The following is an 18,079-nucleotide window of genomic DNA, read 5'->3' as shown; positions in this document are numbered from 1 at the left end:
AGCCAGGATCAAACTCTCCATAAAAAGAAATTTGATTAGCTCAAATTGTTTTGCTGGCATCATGTTTGATGTCCAAAGTTTTGTTTCGTTCACTAACTTAAAGTTAGCTACTTAAAACTTTATTGATTACGTTTTGCTTGTTCAGTTTTCAAGGTTCATGTTTTCGCTTTTGTTTTCAGCGACTTTATTATCATAACTTGTATTCAACAAGAAGTCAACAACTTTTTTAAAAATCTTTTTTAAAATCTTTTTTAAAATCTTTTTTCAAGTCGTCCTTCTTGTTAAGGACAAGTAATAATATATAATATATCAATTTAAAAATCAAGCTTTTTTCGAAAAAAGTTTAAAAATCTTTTTTTCATCGACTACAAACAAGAGAATTCCTACTATAACAATTAATCCCCCAATAATTTGCGTGGCTATTAAATACTCTTTAAAAATGAAAAAAGCTAAAACAGCCGCTCCGATCGGTTCAAATAATATCGCAATGGAGACTACATTTGTACTAACGTATTTAATAGACCAATTAAATAGAGTATGTCCAAATAAATTAGGAACGATCGCTAATAGAATAAACCAAATCCAGTCCATAGTAGAATAAGGACCGAACGATTCCCCATTAATAAGAACATAGATAAATAATGTAATTGTACTAACAGTATAAACAATCATCGTATATGTCACTAAAGATAATCTTTTCCTTACATCTTGTCCAAATAAAAAGTAAGCTGTTACGAGTACACATGCAACAAGAGCAAGCACGTCTCCATAAAATGCAGTGCCGCTAAGTTTAAAATCTCCCCAACTAATTAAAATACTACCGACAATAGCAATCGCTCCTGCAAATATGGTTTTCATCGTAATTGTCTCTTTAAAGAAAAAATATGTACCTACAAATGCAAACAATGGCTGTAGTGTAACCAAAACTGTAGAACTTGCTACAGAAGTGTAATTGAGCGATTCAAACCACAAAATAAAATGGAAAGCTAAAAATATGCCTGCTACTGAAGAAAATAGCCAATCACGTGTCCTTAATTCTTTTATCTCGTTTGTGTATTTCCAAAAAAACAGAGGAGCCATTATTAACACCGAAAACAACATACGATAAAACGCAATAACCCCTGCTTCTGCACTTGCTAATTTCACAAATATGGCAGATAGGGATACAGAAATAACACCAATAAAAATAGGAATGTATGGATGAATTCTTGGTTTCTCCATTTAATCTAACCTCCAATCAATTTTGCTCCGTTTCATACACAAAGGATTCCTTGCCAATTCCGTAATATCCGCCGGAAGCTTTGTGCCAACGTATTGTTGTTCCTTCGCTTTCCCTACAGAAAACATTTACTAAAAAAATAAAAATACTTCTACTTTTTGACTATCGTGATGTACAATACAAAAAAGTAATGTACATATAATAATGACACCTTGCATATCTCTTAGCAATACGAAGTATCTTGGAGGGTTACGTATGGAAACCTTTGAAAATTTGATTACATATGAAGTTGGCATAAAATTAGTAATTGCGGCCACATTAAGTTTAGTAATCGGCATTGAAAGAGAATTAAAAAAGAAACCTGTAGGATTAAAAACGAGCTTGGTTATTGCTACCTTTAGCTGTTTATTAACTGTGATTTCAATTGAAACCGCCTACTCAACACCCCCAAGGTCAGATATTAACATTACTATGGACCCTCTACGTTTGGCTGCCCAAATCGTTAGCGGAATTGGATTTCTTGGAGCAGGCGTTATTTTAAGACGTGGGAATGATAGTATCTCAGGTTTAACAACCGCAGCAATGATTTGGGGAGCTGCCGGGATAGGAATTGCAGTTGGTGCAGGCTTCTATATAGACGCTACATTAGCTGTGATTATCATTGTCTTTGGAATTGAGGTTTTATCGCCGTTTTTAATGAAAATAGGACCAAAAAGAATTCGTATGCGAGAGATATCATTGAAGGTTCAGATTAACGATGATGAAAATAGTGAATCCTTTTTACAATTTTTGAAGGAAAACAATATTATTATTGAAAACATACGTATTCAAGATGATCCAAATGATGATCATATTTTTCACGAATTAGATTTACGTTTATCATTAATAGTTTCCGATAACTTACTGTCATTTTATCGTTCGTTACGAGCACTACCTTATATAGAAAAAATTGAAATGGAAATTTTAAACTAGTTGGAGGATTCTTTCGTGACAGAAATTTTTAAACTATTAAAGAATGGAAACAAACCTTCCCTGATGGCAGCTGCCGTTAACGCTTTTTTAGGAATTATTAAGGGTGTTGCCTTCTTCTTTACAGGTAATGTTGCTATGTTCGCAGAAATGATGCACTCTCTTGGGGATGCAGCAAACCAATTATTCGTTTATATCGGATCAGCCCTTTCGAAAAAAGCACCAACAAAACAATTTCCCGGAGGATTCGGCCGAACTGTAAATTTAGTTTGTCTTTTTGCAGTTATTATTGTGGCAATTCTTTCTTATGAAACTGTTAAAGAAGGCTGGCATCATTTTATGCATCCTGCTGGAGAATCTAAAGGGATGCTCATAGCACTCGGTGTATTATTTATCGGTATTGTTTTAGAAGGGTCTGTTCTTGCGAAAGCCGCAGTTGAAATACTACACGAAGCTGGACAGGAAAAAGCAAGCATCATAACAGCTATCCCTAAGGCTTTTCCTTATTTAAACCGCGCAAAACCAGCAACAAAATTAGTATTTATGGAAGACTTAGTTGCTACAGGAGGTAATGTCTTAGCCTCTGCTGCTATTTTAATCGCATATTTCACAGGCTGGACAAGAATTGAAGGACTTGTTTCAATGATTATCGGCTTTATGATGTTCTATGTAGTAGCAAAAGTTTTCCTTGATAATGCACGAGGAGTTATTGGTGAAACAGACGAAGAAATGCTAAATCATATTGCTCATCTTGTTATGGATGACCCAAACATTAAGGATATTGTGCGTTTAGAGGTCATTAAAGAGGGTGAATTTTTACATGTGGAATTAGTTGCCGAGGCTGACCCCAACCTATCACTCGCTTTTCTAGATGATGTACGTGACCATTTAACAGAGGTCATCTTATGCCAGAAGGGCGTATCAAAGGTGGCCATTTTATTTGATGAGGATGATGGAAAGCTAGATTGGGTCCATATTGGTGAAAGACCGGAGAACACAGAATTCAAACAATAACATTATTGTCTAAATAAGAAAAATAGCCAATTGCCGTATTTCAGGCAGTTGGCTATTTTTTATATCAAGACTCGATGACTCTGTTCACGTTTAAAGTGAATTTTGCAAAATCGTTCGCACATCTTCTTCCTGTAATTTTTTGAAGTTTCCAAAGGGTCCATTTTGCATGGCGTGTTCTACAATTTGCTGGAATTTTGAATCATCAATTTCATAGTCCGCAAGACGACTTGGAGCTCCTAGCGAAGTCCAAAATGCCGATAAACGATTAATCCCCTCGAACGCAACCTCTTCTGGCGATTTTCCGGTAGCGTCAACACCGAAAACGCGTGTTGCAATGCCTGCAAAACGATCTGGATTTACGGGAACACACAGGCGCATCCAATGTGGTTGTAATATTGCTAGACCTCCTGCGTGCGGAATATCGTATACTGCTGAAACAGCGTGTTCAATATTATGTGACGCCCAATCACCGCGCGAGCCAATTGATAAGAATCCATTTAACCCAATTGTTCCGGCTAATAGAATGGTTTCACGTAACTTTATATTATCCAAATGTTCAATCAATTTAGGTGCTGTAGTAATAACTGTTCGTAATACACCTTCACACATTTCATCTGTAATCGGTGTATTCGTTGTGCTATGAAAATATTGTTCAATTACATGAGACATCATATCAACAATACCGTAAACTGTATGATTTTTTGGTACTGTCACTGTATACGCCGGATTTAAAATCGAGAATTCCGGGAATACGGCAGGGCTACCCCAGCTTAGTTTTTCTTCTGTCGCAGCATTTGTAATGACAGAACCTGAGTTCATTTCAGAACCTGTTGCAGCTAGCGTTAATACCGTCCCAAGCGGTAAAGCTTGCTGCACACCTACTTTACGCTTTACAATATCCCAAGCATCACCATCATATTTTGCGCCAGCGACTATTAACTTAGAACAATCAATGACAGAACCGCCACCAACAGCTAGAACGAGATCAATTCCTTCCTTTTTACAAAGATCGATACCAAGTCTTGCTGTTTCCACACGTGGATTCGGCTCAACACCGCTTAGTTCAAATATTGTTTTATCCGCATCTTGTAACTTCTCGATAACAGCATTGTATACACCATTTTTCTTAATGCTACCGCCACCGTATACAACTAACACCTTTTTACCATGCAAAGATAACTCATTCGAAAGCTTTTCCAGTGCATCTTCACCAAAGTGTAACTTCACTGGGTTATAAAATGTAAACGAATCCATTCAATTCGCCCCTTTCTAGTTGGATTTTCTCATATTTAGGAAACGGAAATCAACTAAACGTTTTACCGAAGAGCCAAACTTTATTGAATAGGACACCTTAATTTTACATATTAAAACGAGTCACCCCATTTAATAGGAATGACTCGCTTTACATGTTATATCTATTGAATCGATTATGCCTGGCATAGTCCGGAATCAGCTTTATGTTTTCACCAAGAACCGTGACATCTGCCGGAAACTTTACCTTCTTTCAGGCGAAAGAAGTTAAACCCATCCACGGAAGCGTGAAGCTTCTGCAGTGCGGCGAACACCTACCATATAAGCTGCTAAACGCATGTTGATGTTACGTGTTGTCGCTGTTGTATAAACGTTTTCAAATGCATCAACCATTTTTTTGTATAGACGTTCTTCCACTTCTTCTTCTGTCCAGTAATAACCTTGGTTATTTTGTACCCATTCGAAGTAAGAAACTGTTACACCACCAGCAGATGCTAATACGTCTGGTACAAGTAAAATGCCACGATCAGTTAAAATTCTAGTTGCTTCTGCAGTTGTTGGACCGTTTGCTGCTTCTACTACAATGTTTGCTTTAATGTTGTTTGCATTGTCAGCAGTAATTTGGTTTTCAATAGCAGCTGGCACTAGAATATCACAATCAAGTTCTAATAATTCTTTGTTTGAAATTGTGTTTTCAAATAATGTTGTTACAGTACCGAAGCTATCACGACGATCTAATAAATAGTCGATATCTAAACCTTCAGGATCATGAAGTGCACCATAAGCATCTGAAATACCGATTACTTTTGCACCTAAATCATGCATGAATTTCGCAAGGAAGCTACCTGCGTTACCAAAGCCTTGAATAACAACACGTGCACCTTTAATATCAATGCCGCGTTTTTTCGCTGCTTCTTGGATAACGATTGTTACACCTTGTGCAGTTGCACGGTCACGGCCTTGTGAACCACCAAGCACTAGTGGCTTACCTGTGATGAAACCTGGTGAGTTGAATTCGTCCATACGGCTGTATTCATCCATCATCCAAGCCATAATTTGTGCATTCGTAAATACGTCTGGAGCAGGAATATCTTTTGTTGGTCCTACAATTTGACTAACTGCACGCACATATCCACGGCTTAATCGTTCGATTTCATCCATAGACATTTGACGAGGGTCACAGATGACACCGCCTTTACCACCGCCATAAGGTAGATCCACGATACCACATTTCAATGTCATCCACATTGAAAGCGCTTTAACTTCTTCCTCAGATACTGCTGGATGGAAACGTACCCCACCTTTAGTTGGTCCTACAGCATCATTGTGTTGTGCACGGTAACCAGTAAATACTTTTGTTGTACCATCATCCATTTTCACTGGAATGCGAACTTGTAGCATGCGAAGCGGTTCTTTTAATAATTCATACATTGCTTCGTCATAGCCAAGTCTATTTAGAGCCTCTTGAATGACATCTTGAGTTGATGTGAATAGATTTAAGTTTTCAGACATATTAAATCGCCTCTTTGTTTTTATAATGATAGTATATCGGCATCATTGTAACATACTTCCGAATTAAAATGTGAACATTTTGTTAAAGTGTAAAAACTTTTTCAATTTGCTCGATTGACCAATCTAAATCTTCTTGTGAAATAACAAGTGGTGGCGCAAATCGAATGACTGTATCATGTGTTTCTTTACATAATAAGCCTAATTCTTTAAGCTTTTCACAATAAGGGCGTGCTGCCTCAGTTAATTCCATACCGATAAATAAACCTCGACCACGAACCTCTTTAATAACTGGGTTATTAATTTCTTGTAATTTCCCTTTAAAGTATTCACCAAGTTGATGTGAACGCTCTGCTAATTTTTCATCTAATAATACTTTAATTGAAGCAATAGATACAGCACATGCTAACGGATTTCCTCCGAAAGTTGAACCGTGTGATCCTGGATTGAATACACCTAAGATTTCACGATTTGCAGCTACACAAGAAATTGGGAATACACCGCCGCCTAAAGCTTTCCCTAAAATGTACATATCAGGCTCTACTTCTTCCCAATCACATGCGAACATTTTACCTGTACGTGCTAAGCCAGCTTGGATTTCATCTGCAATAAATAGAACATTGTTTTCACGACATAGCTCGCGAGCAGCTTTTAAGAAGCCTTCAGATGGAATAACGATACCCGCTTCACCTTGAATTGGTTCAATTAAAAACGCTGCTGTGTTTGGCGTAATGGCAGCTTTTAAAGCTTCTAGGTTACCGTAATCTACTAACTTAACATTCGGTAACATTGGACCAAAGCCACGACGATATTCTTCGTCAGATGATAAAGATACGGCAAGCATTGTACGACCATGGAAGTTACCATTACATGCAATGATTTCAGCCTTGCCATCTTCTACACCTTTTACATCATAAGCCCAACGGCGAGCTGCTTTAAATGCAGTTTCTACCGCTTCCGCACCTGTATTCATCGGTAATACCATTTGTTTATTTGTTAATTTCCCAACTAGCTCATACCATTCACCAAGGTTTTCGCTATAAAACGCACGTGAAGTTAATGTTACTTTATCAGCTTGTTCTTTTAATGCAGCGATAATTTTTGGATGACGATGTCCCTGATTCACAGCAGAGTAAGCTGATAGCATATCTAAGTATTTGTTACCTTCTGGATCTTTTACCCAAGCACCCTCAGCCTCTGAAATAACGATTGGTAGCGGATGATAGTTTGCAGCACCAAAATTTTGAGTTTGTTCAATAACTTGATTTGTTTTTGTCATATAGTATTCTCTCCTTACTTTCATGATGATAAATCTCTGGAAGACTCTATTTTTCTATAAATCAATCTTTGCATAATCTACTTCTGTAACTGCCGTTTCACTTACGTTATTTTGCCGAAAGAAGATAAATCTAATAGGATAATTCAGCATTTTCTGACTATAAAAAGCGAGAATCTGCGTACTACTCCTAGGTAAGCCACCTCGACATAGCGTCTGCGGTTCTTGCTGGACTCACTTTCCCAGGAGGAGTCTCGCAGATTCTCTTATATAGCGTTCGGAAATATTATTTCTTCAGTCAACCGAATAAAGTTATAGCATTTCAGAAGTTGTTTTTGCTTGCATGTGAAGTTGTAAGTAGTCAGGGCCACCTGCTTTTGAATCTGTACCTGACATATTAAAGCCGCCGAATGGTTGGTAACCTACGATTGCACCAGTACAGCCACGGTTGAAGTATAAGTTACCTACATGGAAATCTTCACGTGCTTTTTCTAAATTCATACGATTATTTGTAATAACTGCCCCTGTTAAACCGTATTCAGTATCGTTTGCAATATCAATTGCTTGATCGAAGTCTTTCGCTTTTGTAATCGCTACAACTGGTCCAAAAATTTCTTCTTTCATAATACGTGCAGAAGGATCTACGTCTGCAAATACTGTTGGTTGAACGAAGTAACCAACTGAATCATCCGCTGTACCACCAGCAACAAGACGACCTTCGCCTTTACCAATTTCGATGTACTCTGTAATTTTGTTGAATGCCGCTTGGTCAATTACTGTTGCCATGAAGTTACTGAAGTCTGTTGGATCACCAATTGTTAATGCGTTTGTCAGTTCCACTACACGGTTCACAACTGTGTCATAAACATCCTCTACGATAACCGCACGAGAACATGCTGAACATTTTTGACCTGAGAAGCCGAATGCTGATTTCACGATTGATTGTGCTGCAAGCTCTAAATCTGCTTCTTTATCGACAACGATTGTATCTTTACCGCCCATTTCAGCGATAACACGTTTAATCCAAATTTGACCATCATTTAATACTGATGCACGTTGGTTAATACGTAGACCTACATCTCGAGAACCAGTGAAGCTGATGAAGCGTGTTTTTGGATGATCAACTAAGTAGTCACCTACTTCTGCGCCTGAACCTGGTACGAAGTTCACAGCACCTGCTGGAAGACCCGCTTGCTCTAACACTTCGATAAATTTATAAGCAACTACAGGTGTTGTTGAAGCTGGTTTTAATAATACAGTGTTACCTGTTACTAAAGCTGCAACCGTTGTCCCTGCCATAATCGCGAATGGGAAGTTCCATGGTGAAATAACAATACCAATACCTAGTGGGATATAGTCATAACGATTATATTCACCAGGACGGCTTTCTACAGGTTGACCTTCTTTAATACGTAACATTTGACGACCATAGTATTCTAAGAAATCAATTGCTTCTGCAGTATCTGCATCCGCTTCAGCCCACGGTTTACCTGCTTCTTTTGTTAAAAGTGCAGAGAATTCGTGTTTACGACGGCGGATAATTGCCGCTGCTTTGAATAATACGTCTGCTCGAATAGCTGGATCTACTTTTTTCCAAGTTTTGAATGTTTCATCTGCAGCTTGCATTGCTTTTTCAGCTAGCTCTTTGTTTGCTTTTGATACGCGACCAATTACTTCTGTTTTCTTTGCTGGATTATATGAAACGATTTTATCTTCTGTAGTAATACGTTCTCCACCGATAATCAGTGGGTAGTCTTGACCTAAATAACTTTCTACTTTATTTAATGCTTCTAAATATGCGTTGTAATTTGCCTCTTGAGTAAAATCTGTGAATGGTTCGTGTTTGTATGAAATCATACTATATCCTCCCTCGTGAGATGTGTTTTAAGTGCGCAAAAAACATTGACGCAAAATATCTTTGCGTTTAGAATATTCTTACACTTATTATAATGCAAAATTTCGTTGCATATTTCAAGTAAAAAATTCTTTGAGGAGCAAATTTTATGAAAAATTCCGAACCCTTACTCCCTTTTTATGAGTTTATTGCAACAAATGTAACTGTTGGTATTCATGCTGTAGATCTTTCTGGCAAAACAATTATTTATAATACGAAGATGAAAGAAATTGAAGGGTTTCATTTTGATGAATTAGCAGATCGCTCTATTATTGAAATGTTTTCCTTCCGCCAGCATGAAAGTACTTTAATGCGAGTATTACAAACGGGCAAAAAGGAGATTAATGTAAAACAAACATATTGGAATAAAAATGGTCATGAAATTACAACTATTAATGATACTTTTCCACTTTATGTTGAAGGTAAACTTATTGGGGCTATCGAATTTGCTCGGGACATTACATCACTCGAAAAACTAGTTTATCAGCCCCTTCGTCGATATGATGAACCTTTAACATTCGATATGATTACAGCTGTTTCCGAATCGATGCAACAAGTACTCGCAAATGCCAAAAAAGCAGCAGCTGTGAAGTTACCAATATTATTAATTGGTGAATCGGGTACAGGGAAGGATTTAGTCGCAGAGGGGATGCATCATGCAGTATCGACTGATCCAGAAGCTTTTGTTACGCTAGTGAGCCGTCGCTCTGCTCCATCGGTTTTAGATAAATTACAGGAGCACTTACAGGATGACAAGGCATACACTTTTTTCTTTGAACGTATTGATTTTTTAAGTCTAGACATTCAAGAGCAACTTTTAGAGGTATTACAAGCTCTTCCACAGTCTAAATACATGCTCATCGGGAGTGTAGGAAGCGATCCTATTACATTGATCGAGGAAAAGAAACTTTCAAAATCACTGTATTATTTCTTTGCTACAATGGCGATTACCATTCCAAATCTAACAGATCGAAAAGAAGATATTCTTCCATTCGTAGATGATTACTTTGGTCGCCATCGAGAACGTTTTGCTTCAAATGTTGCAGAACTAGCACCTGATGTACAGGATCTATTTTTGCAATATGATTGGCCAGGAAACTTAAAGGAGCTTGAGCTATTACTTGATGAAATTGTGTCGTTTATGACCATTGAATCAACAGTTACCTCAGATTTACTACCAATGCATTTCCGTTTCAAGGTACAACAGCAAGACACATCCAACCACGAACCGGAATTCTTTATGTTCCAGCAACAGAATGATGTTATGCCGCTCGATGCTTATTTACGTGAAGCCGAATCATATTATGTGCAAAACGTCTTAAATTTATATGAAGGCAATATTACAAAGGCCGCTAATGCACTTGGCATGAGTCGTCAAAACCTACAGTATCGAATTCGAAAAATAAAAAACCAATAACTTTCTAGCTAAAATTTAATACAAAAAAACGAGGATACTTTCACATTTGAAAGCATCCTCGTTTTTTATCCCTCAATATCAGGCAATCATTTATCTGTACCGAAAGCGGAACGTCAGGTACAAGACTCCCACCTAAAAAGTAGTTAAGTACTGGAAAAGTCCGATTGGTGAAGACTAATAATCAGGGGGGAGATAAAGCCCCCACTGATTAAAGTTTGACTTTATTGCCCTGACTGCTCGATCCAGTCCTGTAATTTATCTTTTAGGGAATTAAAACCATTCGCATCCGATTCATCTACACGGTCCTGCAATGATTTACGTGGTAGTACATCTTTTTTACGCAATGTAGCTGGGCGTTCCTGCAAAGCACGAATCGATAAACTAATTTTTTCGGCATCTTCATCGATTTCAAGTATCTTCACTTCTACCTCTTGCCCAACTGACAAAAATTCACTAACGTCTTTTACAAAGCCGTACGTAATTTCGGAAATATGCACAAGGCCTTGTGTATCTTCATCAAGCGCAACAAATGCACCATACGGCTGTATACCTGTAACTTTTCCGGTCAACACGTCCCCTAATTCATATTTTTTTCCCATAAACTTTGCCCACTTTCTTTTTGTTTGCTACGTATATATCACCACAAATTATAACATACGTGTATTAGTGGGGCAAAAAATCTCCTTATTCGTTAATCGCACTTATTAGGTAATGTTGTTCACCATTTTCTGTTTTTACAGTAGTTAGTTTAAAGGATAATTGCTGTCCAATTACCCCCTGCTCCTCACTTTTTACAGTTGCTCTTATATTAAGCGACGAACCTCCCATTTCATGAAGAGCTTTAAAATCTCCCATCCCAGCAAATTGAACAACTGTATTTATATCCAAGTCATCAGTTAAAAGTTTCTGAGCGATATCACGATCACCAATACCATGAGCATATAAAAATAAACTAACGATATTAATCGGATTTAATGTCTCGATCATAGCATCATTCTTCGTTTTAACATACGCGTCGTAAAGAGATTTAGTTTGCTCAATCCAACCTTCATTAATCTCTATACTAGTTGTTCCATCCTCTGTCTGCATAAATGTATCTTCTCGTAAAAGTAATATTCCCATCCAAATATCGTCTGTCGTTAACTGTTCTAGCGTTTTGGAGTGTCCGTTTAACTTTATTTCACCTAGTATTAATTGGGCTGTTTCGCGCACAGCTTCACCATATCCACCATTCGAAATTTTCGTTAACAACTCTATATATTCAGGTTTGAATTGTCCCGTTTTTGTACGAATTGGGTTGGTGTCAGATCCTTTAAAAATAGCAAGCCACGTATTTTCAAACTCTCCCTTTATTACGTTAAAACCACCATACTCAGAAGGATTATCCGCTATAAGTGTTTTTTCATAGAGACGTAGAATAGTTGCAGAATCCTCTACAGAATAGAGTAAATCTCCACCAACAAGCAATGAGCCTGTAGCCAAGTATTTAAAATAGCCTAATACATTTGGGTGAAGGCGGTCAATATAGTCAGGCGCGTCTTCCCCGAATACAGGATTGGGTCGAAAACTAAAGCTCTGTCCATTATATTGTAATTCAAAATATTGACTTTTAGCTGTAGCCATTAATTTATCTAAGTCTGGAGGAAGGCTTTTGGGTTTTTGAGCTAATACTTTTTCAAACTTAGCAAGCTTACTAGAATAATAGCTTGCTAACTCTAATGTTGAGAGAGAATATCCACTATAAAAGTAATAAGATTCTTCAAATGACATATGATCTCCGTAAGTTTCTAGAAGTTGTATGAACTCTCGTGGCGTTCGTAGTTTATCCAATGTTTCTTTTTCTAAACTTTTTAAAAAGTCATTATTACTGTTCTGTATATCTTGAAACAACTCTTTTCTTTTAGGTAATGCGTACACTTCGTTATCTGTACTTTGAACGATTTCACTAAACTCCTTCTCAGGAATGTCGAGCTCTTTACGCATTTTCTCACGTTTTTCTTGATATTTTTTTGTAAAGTTTGAAACCCATTCGTCATATTTAATTTCTTGGTTTTTTTCAGCTGTTTGAACAACTGTCGATGGATTAATCACATACGACGAAACAAGAACACCTACTAAAAGTACACTTGCAATACATGCAATCCAGACGGCTGGCTTTTGCCATTTTGAGGGAGGCTTTTGAGTCGTTACAGTTTCTTGTGCTTGTTGTGTTGCATCTTCTGCCTCGATTTGTGCGAAAACGGTTTCTGGATTTAACTGTGGCTCCATGCGATCATAGGATTTTTTTAGAAGCTCCATACGCTTTTCAAATTGTTGATCATCCATTTTCAACACTCCCCTCCTTTATTAACACCGATTTGAGCTTTTCCTTTGCACGTAATAGACGAACTTTGACAGTGGATAACGAAATATTTAGTACTTCGGCTATCTCCTCGTACTTTAATTCATGGAAGTAAAATAATATAAGAGGATAACGATATTTTTCATCAAGTTCTTTAATTGCATTATGTAAAAGTCTATCCTCCTCAAAATTAAGGACATACTTTTCTGCCGAAGATGAGGGCGTTTGTTGCTGAGCACTTAACCTTCCTTCTTTAACTTGCTCCCGCTGTTCTTTGCGATAATAATCACGCGTTGCATTCAATGTGATCTTATAGAGCCAAGTCGTAAAACGATCCTGCTTAAATTGATGTAAAAAACGATAGAGTTTCACAAACACCTCCTGTGAAACATCTGCTAAATCATTACTATGAACACCACATTGAAAGGCAAATTTTTCAACTGTTCGTTGGTGTATTCGGATCAGCTCTATATAGGCATCTTTGTCTCCTTGCTGAGCCCGTTCTATTAATTCAGTTTCTGTCACAGTCATCCCCCCTTTGCATATGTAACGAATCATCCTTTCCAATTGTTACATATTTTACTTATTATTAAAAATTCATGTACTTTAGCTAGTGAGATTTGCCACTTCGTCGGTTCAATTATATATTTCGCTATTAGTCCTACCTCTGCATGATGGACGAACTTAATTTAGCTTGTGTTACGAGAATTTTGCGGTAAAATAAAGCTTTAGCATAAGGAGGATTTATTTTCGTGTCTTCGAGAGATCAATTTACAACTAAGATTGGATTTATTTTAGCTGCCGCTGGAAGTGCTATAGGGTTAGGAGCTATTTGGAAGTTTCCTTACATGGCGGGTACTAACGGCGGAAGTGTCTTTATTTTACTATTCATCCTATGTACATTTTTCATCGGTTTACCGGTGTTAATTGCAGAATTTATGATTGGTCGTCGTGGGCAAAAGGATGCTGTCACTTCATTCAAGGAACAAGCGCCAGGAAAGCCTTGGTACTTTATAGGATGGGGCGGCATGATAATTGCAGGTTTAATACTTTCGTTCTACAGTGTTGTTGGTGGTTGGATTTTAAGCTACTTGGGCCGAGCCCTAACATTCCATCTCAATGGTTCTGGCTCAAATGCTAATTATGCGGATTTATTTAGCAACATCATTTCAAGCCCATTTGAAGCTCTGCTTGTTCAAGGGTTATTTATGTTGTTAACGGTAGTGATTGTATCAGCAGGTGTTAAAGGTGGGATTGAAAAAGCTAGTACATGGATGATGCCTCTATTATTCATCTTCTTCATCGTATTAGTGATACGATCTGTAACATTGGACGGTGCAATGGAAGGCATAAAATTTATGTTCGTCCCTGATTGGTCCTATTTAAATGCAAAGACATTTTTAAATGCGCTTGGACAAGCATTCTTCTCGTTAAGCGTCGGGATCGCGGTAATGATTACATACGCTTCCTATTTACCGAAATCAGAGAAGATCGGAAATTCAGCCATCAATGTGGCATCGATGAATATCATTATTTCCTTACTTGCAGGTCTAGTAATTTTTCCTGCAGTGTTCGCACTTGGCTATACACCCGACCAAGGTCCTGGCCTCGTATTTATTATTTTACCTGCTGTTTTTGAGCAATTACCTCTCGGTGGACTGTTCTTAATGATTTTCTTCGTATTATTACTATTTGCAACAGTTACTTCTTCCATTTCCATGTTAGAAATTGTCGTGGCTATCGCAATTGGAGATAAGCCTGAAAAGCGAAAAAAAGCTGCTTGGATTGGCGGTATGATTATTTTTATCGTCGGTATCCCTAGTGCACTATCATACGGCATCCTATCTGATGTAAAAATTTTAGATCGCTCTATTTTCGACTTTGTAGACTTTTTGACAAATAGTATTGGTATGCCAATTGGGGCCTTACTGATTTCTATTTTCGCAGGCTATTATTATACAAAAAACATTTCCCGCAAAGAGCTTGCCTCTTCTAGTCTGATGTTCAATATTTGGTATATGTTAATTCGTTATGTTTCTCCGATTGCGATCCTAATTATTTTCATCCAAGGGATTTTACCGTTGTTTAAATAAAAGACCGTTAAAAAACGAGGTTGTCTCAATATTGAAAAAGACAACCTCGTTTTCTATAGAAAAACAAAAGCATCACTCATAACCCCTTTCAAGGATGTTTGAACACTCCCTAAAAGAAGTTAAATAATGCATTTTGCTTCGAATTTTATCGCAATAAGTTTGTAAGAAATGGCTACACAATCTTCAAATGGAATCCATTCTTCAAACGAATGCTCATATGTTTCTTGAATAACCTTTGCAAGAGTAGATGGATCATCAATACCTTGCAATGCTGCTACAACATCTGCGGTTTCAGTATCATAATGATCTGGACCTAAGTGGAATGGATCCCACTCCTCTAGCAGACGTACGGCTGCTTGATTCATTTTTATATTTTCCAAAATACTCACCTATTATCCTTTTATCATACTCGTATGATACCATAGTAAATAAAAAAGAAAAGAGTGATTTGCTTGTCTATTTTCGATCAAACTATTAAACGTCGTTGTACAAACTCTGTAAAATGGGACGCAATGGAAAACGTCTACGGGCTACAAGATGCTTCAGACATACTACCAATGTGGGTAGCCGATATGGATTTCGCTGCTCCACTAGCCGTATCAAAAGCGCTACAAGAGCATGCTGAAAAGACTGTTTTTGGCTATAGCTTTGTTAGTGATGCAGCTATGCAGGCGATCGTAGATTGGCAGAACGCTCATCATGATTGGCACATTGACAAAGAATCGATTGTTTTCTGTAACGGTGTCGTTGCTGCTTTAGCGGATTGTATGAAGGCACTGACAAATCCAGGAGATAAAGTGCTTATTTCCTCACCTGTCTACCCACCATTTTATAACATCCCAAAAAGTAATGGCCGAGAGATTGTTAGTTGTCCCTTAGTAGAAAAAGATGGAACTTTTGTCTATGACTTTGAGGCCTTTGAACGAGCACTTTCTCAAAATGTGAAAGCCTATATATTATGTAATCCACATAACCCTGGAGGCTATGTATGGGATGAAGCTACATTAAAGGAAATCGTACGACTATGCGCAAAATATGATGTAGTTATTATTTCCGATGAAATTCATTCTGATTTAATGGTAGATGGATCAAAACATACTCCATTAGCAAAAATCGCTGGTGATGAAATGGATCGTATTATTACATGTATGGCACCGACAAAAACATTTAATCTTGCAGGTATTCAGGTTGCCTATATGATTGTGTCGGATGAAAAAAAGCGTATGTTGCTAGAAGCTGTTCATATGGCTAGTGGACAAGGCTCATTAAATACCTTTGCTTCTGTTGCACTTCAGGCTGCTTATACTGAAGGGGCTCCATGGTTAGATGAAATGCTCACTTATCTTTCAAACAATATGGACTATGTGATTGCTGAATTAGAACAATTACCTGGTATCCGTATTCCAAAACCCCAAGGCTCTTATTTGCTTTGGATTGATTATCGGGAATTAGGGCTTGATGAAAAAGAAATCATGAACCGCTTGCTAGAAGACGGCAAGCTAGCATTAGAGCCAGGATCAAAATATGGCGAAGAAGGACGTGGCTTCCTGCGTATGAATGTTGCTTGCTCACTTGAAACAGTGAAAGACGGTGTTCAGCGCTTTAAGCAAGCACTTCAACGATAGGAAGTAGAAGTAAATAGTGAAGGATACCTCAAATTTTTCTGAGGTATCCTTTTTTTGTTTAGAAAAATGTCACATGGTGACAAATAATTTTGGCATAGGAGTCATGAAAAAGTATGATGCCCCTCAGTCCTTAACGGCTACGGGGCATCGGGTACAATCAATTACGCCTCGGGATAATTGCGTCCGGAAGCTTTGGGCCACTAGATGTTTTTTGCGCGAAAGCGGCATGACGTTGGTCACTCAGTCGCGAACTTAGGACGTGGCGAGTTCCTCTAATTTCAGTAGGCTTTAGAACATCAAGCTGAAAGAAGTTAAATATTTTGCTGATTGTTTGTATTATTTTTCTCTGAAAGAATACGTGCTTCAATTTCCTTTGATTTCATTTCTTGTTTCTTAGAAATCTTACGGAAAACGGTAAACACAACAATACATAAAATAAGCATTAACAAAAATTCAAACGCTGCAGGAATATAGCCTGATTTATCTTCAGGGAAATATAAAAATTGATACATTAAATGTTTCATGTTTTACACGTCCTTACAATTATTATTCAAAAACTGTAATTGACTCGATTTTCACATCTTCTAGTGGTTTATCACGCATGTCTTTTTCTACATCTGCAATTTTGTCGACGATGTCCATTCCTTCAACAACATGACCAAATACTGTATGTTTATGGTCTAACCAAGGAGTACCGCCATTTTTAGCATAGGCTTCAATAATTTCTTCAGGGAAGCCAGCACCTTGTAATTGACGAAGCATATCACTTGGAAGGTGCTTCATTTGTACGATAAAGAATTGTGAACCATTTGTGTTTGGACCCGCATTTGCCATTGAAAGAGCACCGCGAAGATTAAATACTTTATCAGAGAACTCATCCTCGAAAGAGTTACCCCAAATTGATTCACCGCCCATACCTGTACCAGTTGGGTCCCCACCTTGAATCATAAAGTCTTGGATTACACGGTGGAAAATGATGCCGTCATAGTATCCAGATTTTGCATGACCTAAGAAGTTTTCAACAGTTTTTGGTGCATGCTCTGGGAATAATTTAATTTTGATGGCACCTAATGTTGTTTTCATTTCTACAAGTACTTCGCCTTCTAGTACTTCTGTTGTTAATTGTGGAAACATTGAAGTCTCTCCTTTAAATGTAAAATTTCAGTTTCAATGAAAATGATAGTAATATCATTTCCGACCTCATTTTAGTCTAACATACTTCTTACTGGTTTTCTTCACCAAAGTATTGACGATTTTTTGCACTTTTATTTTTTTAGCTTATCACCATAACGTGGGGTTGATTTCCGTTCCGACTGGGCGCTTTGTAGCTGCCGCTTTGCTTTCGCTACAGAAAACATTTGTTGCTGTCGCTTCGCTTTCGCACAGATAAAACATTGCCGCTGACGCTTCGCTTTCGCGCAGAGCAGAGCTTCCTGGGGGCGTCCGATGAGCCGCTTCACTCGCGTTGCTC

17 protein-coding genes are annotated in these 18,079 nt (G+C 37.7%); 5 read left to right on the top strand and 12 right to left on the bottom strand.

The annotated features are described in order from the left end of the window. Positions 1–321: 321 nt before the first annotated feature. Positions 322–1,221 (bottom strand): DMT family transporter, encoded by a 900-nt coding sequence (locus tag MOK21_RS23370; RefSeq protein WP_249076342.1) that lies wholly within the window; start codon positions 1,219–1,221, stop codon positions 322–324. Positions 1,222–1,474: 253 nt separating this feature from the next. Here MOK21_RS23370 and MOK21_RS23365 point away from each other — a divergent pair, with 253 nt between their 5' ends. Both MOK21_RS23365 and MOK21_RS23360 read left to right on the top strand, forming a co-directional pair. Beyond that, positions 1,475–2,191 (top strand): MgtC/SapB family protein, encoded by a 717-nt coding sequence (locus MOK21_RS23365; protein WP_249076341.1) that lies wholly within the window; start codon positions 1,475–1,477, stop codon positions 2,189–2,191. Positions 2,192–2,206: 15 nt separating this feature from the next. Continuing rightward, positions 2,207–3,202 carry a cation diffusion facilitator family transporter gene (locus tag MOK21_RS23360; protein ID WP_249076340.1) on the top strand — a complete coding sequence of 332 codons (996 nt, stop codon included), beginning with the start codon at positions 2,207–2,209 and terminating at the stop codon, positions 3,200–3,202. A gap of 90 nt (positions 3,203–3,292) precedes the next feature. Here the strand turns inward: MOK21_RS23360 and MOK21_RS23355 are convergent, their stop codons facing one another. The 4 genes from MOK21_RS23355 to pruA form a co-directional block, all read right to left on the bottom strand. After that, on the bottom strand, positions 3,293–4,456 hold the full coding sequence (locus MOK21_RS23355; protein WP_249076339.1) for an iron-containing alcohol dehydrogenase: 1,164 nt from the start codon (positions 4,454–4,456) through the stop codon (positions 3,293–3,295). Between the two features lie 264 nt (positions 4,457–4,720). Further along, positions 4,721–5,965 (bottom strand): Glu/Leu/Phe/Val family dehydrogenase, encoded by a 1,245-nt coding sequence (locus MOK21_RS23350; protein WP_249076338.1) that lies wholly within the window; start codon positions 5,963–5,965, stop codon positions 4,721–4,723. Positions 5,966–6,047: 82 nt separating this feature from the next. Beyond that, complete coding sequence (locus MOK21_RS23345) at positions 6,048–7,241, bottom strand: ornithine--oxo-acid transaminase (protein WP_249076337.1); 1,194 nt, start codon at positions 7,239–7,241, stop codon at positions 6,048–6,050. A 309-nt stretch (positions 7,242–7,550) separates the two neighbouring features. After that, positions 7,551–9,095, bottom strand: coding sequence for an L-glutamate gamma-semialdehyde dehydrogenase (gene pruA / locus MOK21_RS23340; protein WP_249076336.1), 1,545 nt, complete (start codon positions 9,093–9,095; stop codon positions 7,551–7,553). Between the two features lie 146 nt (positions 9,096–9,241). Here pruA and MOK21_RS23335 point away from each other — a divergent pair, with 146 nt between their 5' ends. Further along, entirely contained in the window at positions 9,242–10,549 is a 1,308-nt protein-coding gene (locus MOK21_RS23335; protein WP_249076335.1) for an AAA-type ATPase lid domain-containing protein, read from the top strand. Between the two features lie 221 nt (positions 10,550–10,770). Here the strand turns inward: MOK21_RS23335 and yugI are convergent, their stop codons facing one another. The 3 genes from yugI to MOK21_RS23320 form a co-directional block, all read right to left on the bottom strand. Beyond that, complete coding sequence (gene yugI, locus MOK21_RS23330; RefSeq protein WP_249076334.1) at positions 10,771–11,148, bottom strand: S1 domain-containing post-transcriptional regulator GSP13; 378 nt, start codon at positions 11,146–11,148, stop codon at positions 10,771–10,773. Positions 11,149–11,233: 85 nt separating this feature from the next. Then, complete coding sequence (locus MOK21_RS23325) at positions 11,234–12,874, bottom strand: hypothetical protein (protein WP_249076333.1); 1,641 nt, start codon at positions 12,872–12,874, stop codon at positions 11,234–11,236. After that, complete coding sequence (locus MOK21_RS23320) at positions 12,867–13,415, bottom strand: RNA polymerase sigma factor (protein ID WP_249076332.1); 549 nt, start codon at positions 13,413–13,415, stop codon at positions 12,867–12,869. Before MOK21_RS23320 ends, MOK21_RS23325 begins: the two co-directional genes overlap by 8 nt. A gap of 227 nt (positions 13,416–13,642) precedes the next feature. On the opposite strand from MOK21_RS23320, the gene MOK21_RS23315 reads away from it, so the two are divergent. Continuing rightward, complete coding sequence (locus MOK21_RS23315) at positions 13,643–14,983, top strand: sodium-dependent transporter (protein WP_249076331.1); 1,341 nt, start codon at positions 13,643–13,645, stop codon at positions 14,981–14,983. 119 nt (positions 14,984–15,102) lie between these two features. Here MOK21_RS23315 and MOK21_RS23310 read toward each other — a convergent pair whose 3' ends face one another. Next, positions 15,103–15,363, bottom strand: coding sequence for a DUF1871 family protein (locus tag MOK21_RS23310; protein WP_132361698.1), 261 nt, complete (start codon positions 15,361–15,363; stop codon positions 15,103–15,105). 72 nt (positions 15,364–15,435) lie between these two features. Between MOK21_RS23310 and MOK21_RS23305 the strand changes: the two genes are divergently transcribed. Next, positions 15,436–16,608, top strand: a complete 1,173-nt coding sequence (locus MOK21_RS23305) for a MalY/PatB family protein (RefSeq protein ID WP_249076329.1) — start codon at positions 15,436–15,438, stop codon at positions 16,606–16,608. A gap of 311 nt (positions 16,609–16,919) precedes the next feature. Here MOK21_RS23305 and MOK21_RS23300 read toward each other — a convergent pair whose 3' ends face one another. The 3 genes from MOK21_RS23300 to MOK21_RS23290 form a co-directional block, all read right to left on the bottom strand. Beyond that, positions 16,920–17,132 (bottom strand): hypothetical protein, encoded by a 213-nt coding sequence (locus MOK21_RS23300; RefSeq protein ID WP_249076328.1) that lies wholly within the window; start codon positions 17,130–17,132, stop codon positions 16,920–16,922. Positions 17,133–17,154: 22 nt separating this feature from the next. After that, positions 17,155–17,742: a peptidylprolyl isomerase gene (locus MOK21_RS23295; RefSeq protein ID WP_283164896.1), complete on the bottom strand. Its 588-nt coding sequence runs from the start codon at positions 17,740–17,742 to the stop codon at positions 17,155–17,157. Between the two features lie 131 nt (positions 17,743–17,873). Next, positions 17,874–18,079, bottom strand: a 206-nt coding sequence (locus MOK21_RS23290; protein WP_249076326.1) for a hypothetical protein, incomplete at its 5' end; no start/stop codon positions are given.

Source organism: Lysinibacillus sp. BPa_S21, from assembly GCF_023337795.1.
Classification (GTDB): domain Bacteria; phylum Bacillota; class Bacilli; order Bacillales_A; family Planococcaceae; genus Lysinibacillus.
This window is presented reverse-complemented; position numbering and strand designations above follow the sequence as displayed.

Excerpts from the sequence above, each read along its gene's own strand:
- MOK21_RS23345 (WP_249076337.1), bottom strand. The coding sequence starts at position 7,241 with ATGACAAAAACAAATCAAGTTATTGAACAAACTCAAAATTTTGGTGCT.
- MOK21_RS23355 (WP_249076339.1), bottom strand. The coding sequence starts at position 4,456 with ATGGATTCGTTTACATTTTATAACCCAGTGAAGTTACACTTTGGTGAA.
- MOK21_RS23365 (WP_249076341.1), top strand. The coding sequence starts at position 1,475 with ATGGAAACCTTTGAAAATTTGATTACATATGAAGTTGGCATAAAATTA.
- pruA (WP_249076336.1), bottom strand. The coding sequence starts at position 9,095 with ATGATTTCATACAAACACGAACCATTCACAGATTTTACTCAAGAGGCA.
- yugI (WP_249076334.1), bottom strand. The coding sequence starts at position 11,148 with ATGGGAAAAAAATATGAATTAGGGGACGTGTTGACCGGAAAAGTTACA.
- MOK21_RS23300 (WP_249076328.1), bottom strand. The coding sequence starts at position 17,132 with ATGAAACATTTAATGTATCAATTTTTATATTTCCCTGAAGATAAATCA.
- MOK21_RS23370 (WP_249076342.1), bottom strand. The coding sequence starts at position 1,221 with ATGGAGAAACCAAGAATTCATCCATACATTCCTATTTTTATTGGTGTT.
- MOK21_RS23335 (WP_249076335.1), top strand. The coding sequence starts at position 9,242 with ATGAAAAATTCCGAACCCTTACTCCCTTTTTATGAGTTTATTGCAACA.
- MOK21_RS23325 (WP_249076333.1), bottom strand. The coding sequence starts at position 12,874 with ATGGATGATCAACAATTTGAAAAGCGTATGGAGCTTCTAAAAAAATCC.
- MOK21_RS23295 (WP_283164896.1), bottom strand. The coding sequence starts at position 17,742 with ATGTTTCCACAATTAACAACAGAAGTACTAGAAGGCGAAGTACTTGTA.
- MOK21_RS23350 (WP_249076338.1), bottom strand. The coding sequence starts at position 5,965 with ATGTCTGAAAACTTAAATCTATTCACATCAACTCAAGATGTCATTCAA.